The sequence below is a fragment of the Microcystis sp. LEGE 08355 genome (assembly GCF_015207185.1).
Classification (GTDB): Bacteria; Cyanobacteriota; Cyanobacteriia; order Cyanobacteriales; family Microcystaceae; genus Microcystis; species Microcystis panniformis.
In genome coordinates this window covers 1-3,956 of record NZ_JADEXI010000439.1, presented here as the reverse complement: position 1 = coordinate 3,956, position 3,956 = coordinate 1, and the positions used below count along the sequence as shown (strand labels likewise).

Here is a 3,956-nt window from a genome sequence, read left to right as displayed (position 1 = left end):
GGGGATAACTATTAGAAAAACTGCTGATGTTATTATTGCCTCCTTTTGTATTGAAAATAATCTTCCGCTCCTTTTTTCAGATAAAGATTTTATTCCTTTTGTGAAGCACTTAAAGCTAATTTCAGTTTGTCCTACTACTAATGATGAACGATGATTGAGTTGCGACTCATTTCTATTAAGGAATGTTGAGTAAAAAGTGCTTCTATTTGGGTTAGATTATTCTGAAATAATGCTTCTAATTCAACATTCGTAATGTTACCCGTAGTCACTAGCAGAAGCTTATAAGGTTCTTGACTAATTAAAAATGAATCAAGAAAATCTCTGTCTTTGGTAATGACAATTCGATTTTGTTGAATTGAAAGAGCGTTAATTTCTGCATCTGTCGTGGCATTTTGTTGGGGTAAATCTTTAGTATGAATTGTATCATGACCAGCAGCTTGCAAAAAACGAGCTAAACGAACTGGCAATTGGGCATCGACTAAAAACTTCATGGTGCAATTTGGTAGATGCTTTTTACCTGAGTTAATCGAGTGGCAAACAATAACGCCGCTAGAATATCCTCCCGTTCCAAATCATCGTAGTCGGCTAAAATATCTTCGATACTCATGCCAGAACTAAGTAATTCTAGGATAAATTCAACAGGATAACGCAATCCTCGAAGGCAAGGTTTGCCATGACAGATATTTAAATCGAGGGTGATTCGCTGCAAAAGTTGGTTTTCCATAGGTAATTCAGTTGCTTGTAATCGTCCAATCTTCTCTCCGCCTACTTCTACTATGCACAATTCTGTCTTTAAGTCAAGTGGCTTTAGAAAACTTCCAGCAATTTCTTGACAAAATTTAACCTTTTTTCTCATTTTTGAACCCTCACAAATTAATTATGCAAGAGGTTTAATCTACTATACACAAATAGGGATACTATGAGAACTAACACTGTCATTGATGATCAACTCATGGCTGATGCTCTTAAAGCTACTGGACTCTCCTATTCTTTGTGTGATAAGTTTGACTTATATAGTAGTGATCGATCTCTGTGTCCTTTGTTTCTCTGTGGTTCGTTCCCCTCATTATTTATTGCCGGCAGTCTTCATTAACTATCTAGAGCAAAAAAACCAGTCTTCCCTAATTTTTCGGGAAAACTGGCCAAGCTAATCTTGAGATTTTAACCAACATTAGCGGTTTGTTTTTGGCTAAAAAATACCGCTAAAACCTGTTGGGCAATCTGGGGACTGGTTAAACCCAAATCAGCGAAGGATTCCTCTGGTGTTGCGTGGTCCACTAATTTATCGGGAACCCCGAAACGCTTGACCGGAACTAGAATATTAGCATCCTGTAAAGCTTCCAAAACCGCAGAACCAAAACCACCCATCAAACAACCTTCTTCTAAAGTCACCACTTTACCAAGACGTTGGGCGAGGGGAAAGATAAGTTCTGTATCAAGGGGCTTGACAAAACGAGCATTAACCACTGTGGCCTCGATGCCGTGTTCGCTGAGGATTTCGGCCACCTGTAGGGAAGTGTTGACCATCGTGCCGTATCCCAACAGGAGAATATCATCGCCACTGCGGAGAATTTCGCCCTTACCGATGGGTAAAGCTTCCCAACCCTCTTCCATCAGGGGAACCCCTAAACCGTTGCCCCGGGGGTAACGCATGGCAATGGGGCCGCTGGTATGATTAATCCCCGTCACCACCATTCTTTGCAGTTCCGCCTCATCTTTCGGGGCCATAATGGTCATATTGGGGATACAACGCAGGTAGGCGATATCGTACATCCCTTGGTGAGTCGGTCCATCGGCCCCGACAATACCGGCCCGGTCCATGCAGAAGAAAACCGGTAGATTTTGAATGCAGATATCGTGAATAATCTGATCAAAAGCCCGCTGCAGGAAAGTAGAGTAAATGGTGACAACCGGGCGCATTCCTTCGCAAGCAAGACCACCGGCGAGAGTAACGGCGTGTTGTTCGGCAATTCCCACATCGATGTACTGTTTCGGTAGTTTTGCCTGAAATTTATCTAATCCCGTCCCCGTGGCCATGGCGGCGGTGATACCGATAATGCGCGGGTCATTTTCCGCTAATTTAGTGAGAGTATGCCCGAAAACTTTAGAATAAGCGGGAGGTTTCGGTTTACTGGCGGGAATCGGTTTACCCGTGGCTAAATTAAAGGGATTTTGGGCATGATAACCCACTTGATCTTTTTCGGCCCATTCGTAGCCTTTGCCTTTCACGGTGGCAACGTGGACGAAAACCGGTCCGTGGACCTTATGGGCCTGTTTAAAAGTGGCGATTAATTCGGGAATATTATGACCATCAATCGGGCCAAAATATTTAAAGCCCAATTCTTCGATGACAGCGCCGACTTTGGGAACTGCTAACCGTTTCATTCCTTCTTTGACTCGTTCCATTTCGGGAGTCAGGGAGTCACCGAAGAAGGGTAGATGTTTCAATTGTTCTTCGAGATTATCAGCGATAAACTGGACGGGATCACTCAGACGAACTTTATTGAGATAGCGGGAAATTGCCCCGACGTTGGGGGAAATGGACATCTCGTTATCGTTGAGAATAACCATGATGTTGGTGTTCGGTAAATGTCCAGCATGGTTAATCGCCTCTAGGGCCATACCCCCGGTTAAAGCACCATCCCCGATGATCGATACCACCTTGAAATCTTCCCCCTTGGCATCCCGGGCTAAAGCCATTCCTAACCCCGCAGAAATGCTCGTGGAGGCGTGTCCAGCCCCAAAATGGTCAAATTTGCTCTCGCAACGTTTTAGATAGCCCGCAATGCCGTTTTTTTGGCGCAGGGTGTGAAAATCATTATAGCGACCGGTAAGGAGTTTGTGCGGATAAGCTTGGTGTCCCACGTCCCAAAGGACTTTATCTCGATCGAGATCGAGGGTTTGGTAAAGGGCGATCGTTAGTTCTACGACTCCTAAACCCGGTCCCAAATGTCCACCAGTAGCGGCGATCGTCTGGAGGTGTTTTTCGCGAATCTGACGGGCAATATCTTCTAATTGACGGAGTGATAAACCATGTAACTGGTTGGGATGAGTAATTTCACTTAGGTGCATATCGGCTTCTTTTTCAAAGTAGTTTATCCCTATACCAACTGTATAGGATTTCCAGTCTGAGATGAGTAAAAATCTAAGCTAATCTGGCCGCCGTGCGTAAAATTTGGCCGGCTAACATGGCAGCCCCAAAACCATTATCTATATTAACCACACCGATACCGACCGCGCAGGAATTGAGCATAGTTAACAAAGGAGCAATACCGCCGAAACTGGTTCCGTAACCGATACTGGTGGGAACCGCGATCACTGGGCGATCAACTAATCCCGCTACCACACTTGGTAAGGCTCCTTCCATTCCCGCAACAACAATTAACACATCGGCGGCATCCAATAGATGGCGATGATTCAAGAGGCGATGAATTCCCGCCACTCCCACATCCCAGAGACGCTGCACGGAAAAACCGCATAATTGAGCAGTAACCGCCGCCTCCTCCGCTACGGGAATATCGGCAGTTCCCGCCGTTAGGATGGAAATTATCCCTTTTGGGGGATTTTCTGGGGCAGCTGCGGCAATGGCACAGATGCGGGCCAAGGGATAATAAACTAAGTCTGTTACCTGTTCCTGTAGCTGGACTGCTATCTCTGCTTCAATGCGGGTGGCCATAACCACGGGACTATTTTGACGCAATACACCGATAATTTGGGCAATTTGAGCGGTGGTTTTACCCGGTCCCCAGATAACCTCTGGAAATCCCGTTCTTAATTGACGATGATGGTCAATTTTAGCAAAGTCTTCCACTGGTTCAAAGGCTAGATGTTTAAGTTTATCTAAGGCTGTCTCCGGGTTAATTTCTCCCCTGGCAACCGCGGTCAGCAGCGATCGCAAATCGGCAGCATGGAACATGGTCAGTTATCAATGGGAAGTGGGGTGCGGGGTGTGGGGT

General features: G+C 45.4%; 5 protein-coding genes. 1 reads left to right on the top strand and 4 read right to left on the bottom strand.

What is annotated here, in order from left to right; all coding sequences use genetic code 11:
* Nucleotides 1-137: 137 nt before the first annotated feature.
* Nucleotides 138-491 (bottom strand): DUF5615 family PIN-like protein, encoded by a 354-nt coding sequence (locus IQ242_RS18775; RefSeq protein WP_190359165.1) that lies wholly within the window; start codon nucleotides 489-491, stop codon nucleotides 138-140.
* Entirely contained in the window at nucleotides 488-724 is a 237-nt protein-coding gene (locus tag IQ242_RS18770) for a DUF433 domain-containing protein (protein ID WP_002752166.1), read from the bottom strand. Before IQ242_RS18770 ends, IQ242_RS18775 begins: the two co-directional genes overlap by 4 nt.
* A 195-nt stretch (nucleotides 725-919) precedes the next feature.
* Here IQ242_RS18770 and IQ242_RS18765 point away from each other — a divergent pair, with 195 nt between their 5' ends.
* Nucleotides 920-1,093: a type II toxin-antitoxin system VapB family antitoxin gene (locus IQ242_RS18765; RefSeq protein WP_193961009.1), complete on the top strand. Its 174-nt coding sequence runs from the start codon at nucleotides 920-922 to the stop codon at nucleotides 1,091-1,093.
* Nucleotides 1,094-1,161: 68 nt separating this feature from the next.
* On the opposite strand, the gene dxs is transcribed toward IQ242_RS18765, so the two are convergent.
* Entirely contained in the window at nucleotides 1,162-3,072 is a 1,911-nt protein-coding gene (gene dxs / locus IQ242_RS18760) for a 1-deoxy-D-xylulose-5-phosphate synthase (RefSeq protein WP_193961008.1), read from the bottom strand.
* A gap of 73 nt (nucleotides 3,073-3,145) precedes the next feature.
* The gene (gene larB, locus IQ242_RS18755) at nucleotides 3,146-3,916 is read right to left on the bottom strand and encodes a nickel pincer cofactor biosynthesis protein LarB (RefSeq protein WP_002777893.1); all 771 of its coding nucleotides are present in this window, start codon (nucleotides 3,914-3,916) and stop codon (nucleotides 3,146-3,148) included.
* Nucleotides 3,917-3,956 lie beyond the last annotated feature (40 nt).

What these genes read in the sequence shown, in the direction of transcription:
- IQ242_RS18775 (WP_190359165.1), bottom strand. Translation starts at nt 491, where the DNA reads ATGAAGTTTTTAGTCGATGCCCAATTGCCAGTTCGTTTAGCTCGTTTT.
- IQ242_RS18770 (WP_002752166.1), bottom strand. Translation starts at nt 724, where the DNA reads ATGGAAAACCAACTTTTGCAGCGAATCACCCTCGATTTAAATATCTGT.
- IQ242_RS18765 (WP_193961009.1), top strand. Translation starts at nt 920, where the DNA reads ATGAGAACTAACACTGTCATTGATGATCAACTCATGGCTGATGCTCTT.
- dxs (WP_193961008.1), bottom strand. Translation starts at nt 3,072, where the DNA reads ATGCACCTAAGTGAAATTACTCATCCCAACCAGTTACATGGTTTATCA.
- larB (WP_002777893.1), bottom strand. Translation starts at nt 3,916, where the DNA reads ATGTTCCATGCTGCCGATTTGCGATCGCTGCTGACCGCGGTTGCCAGG.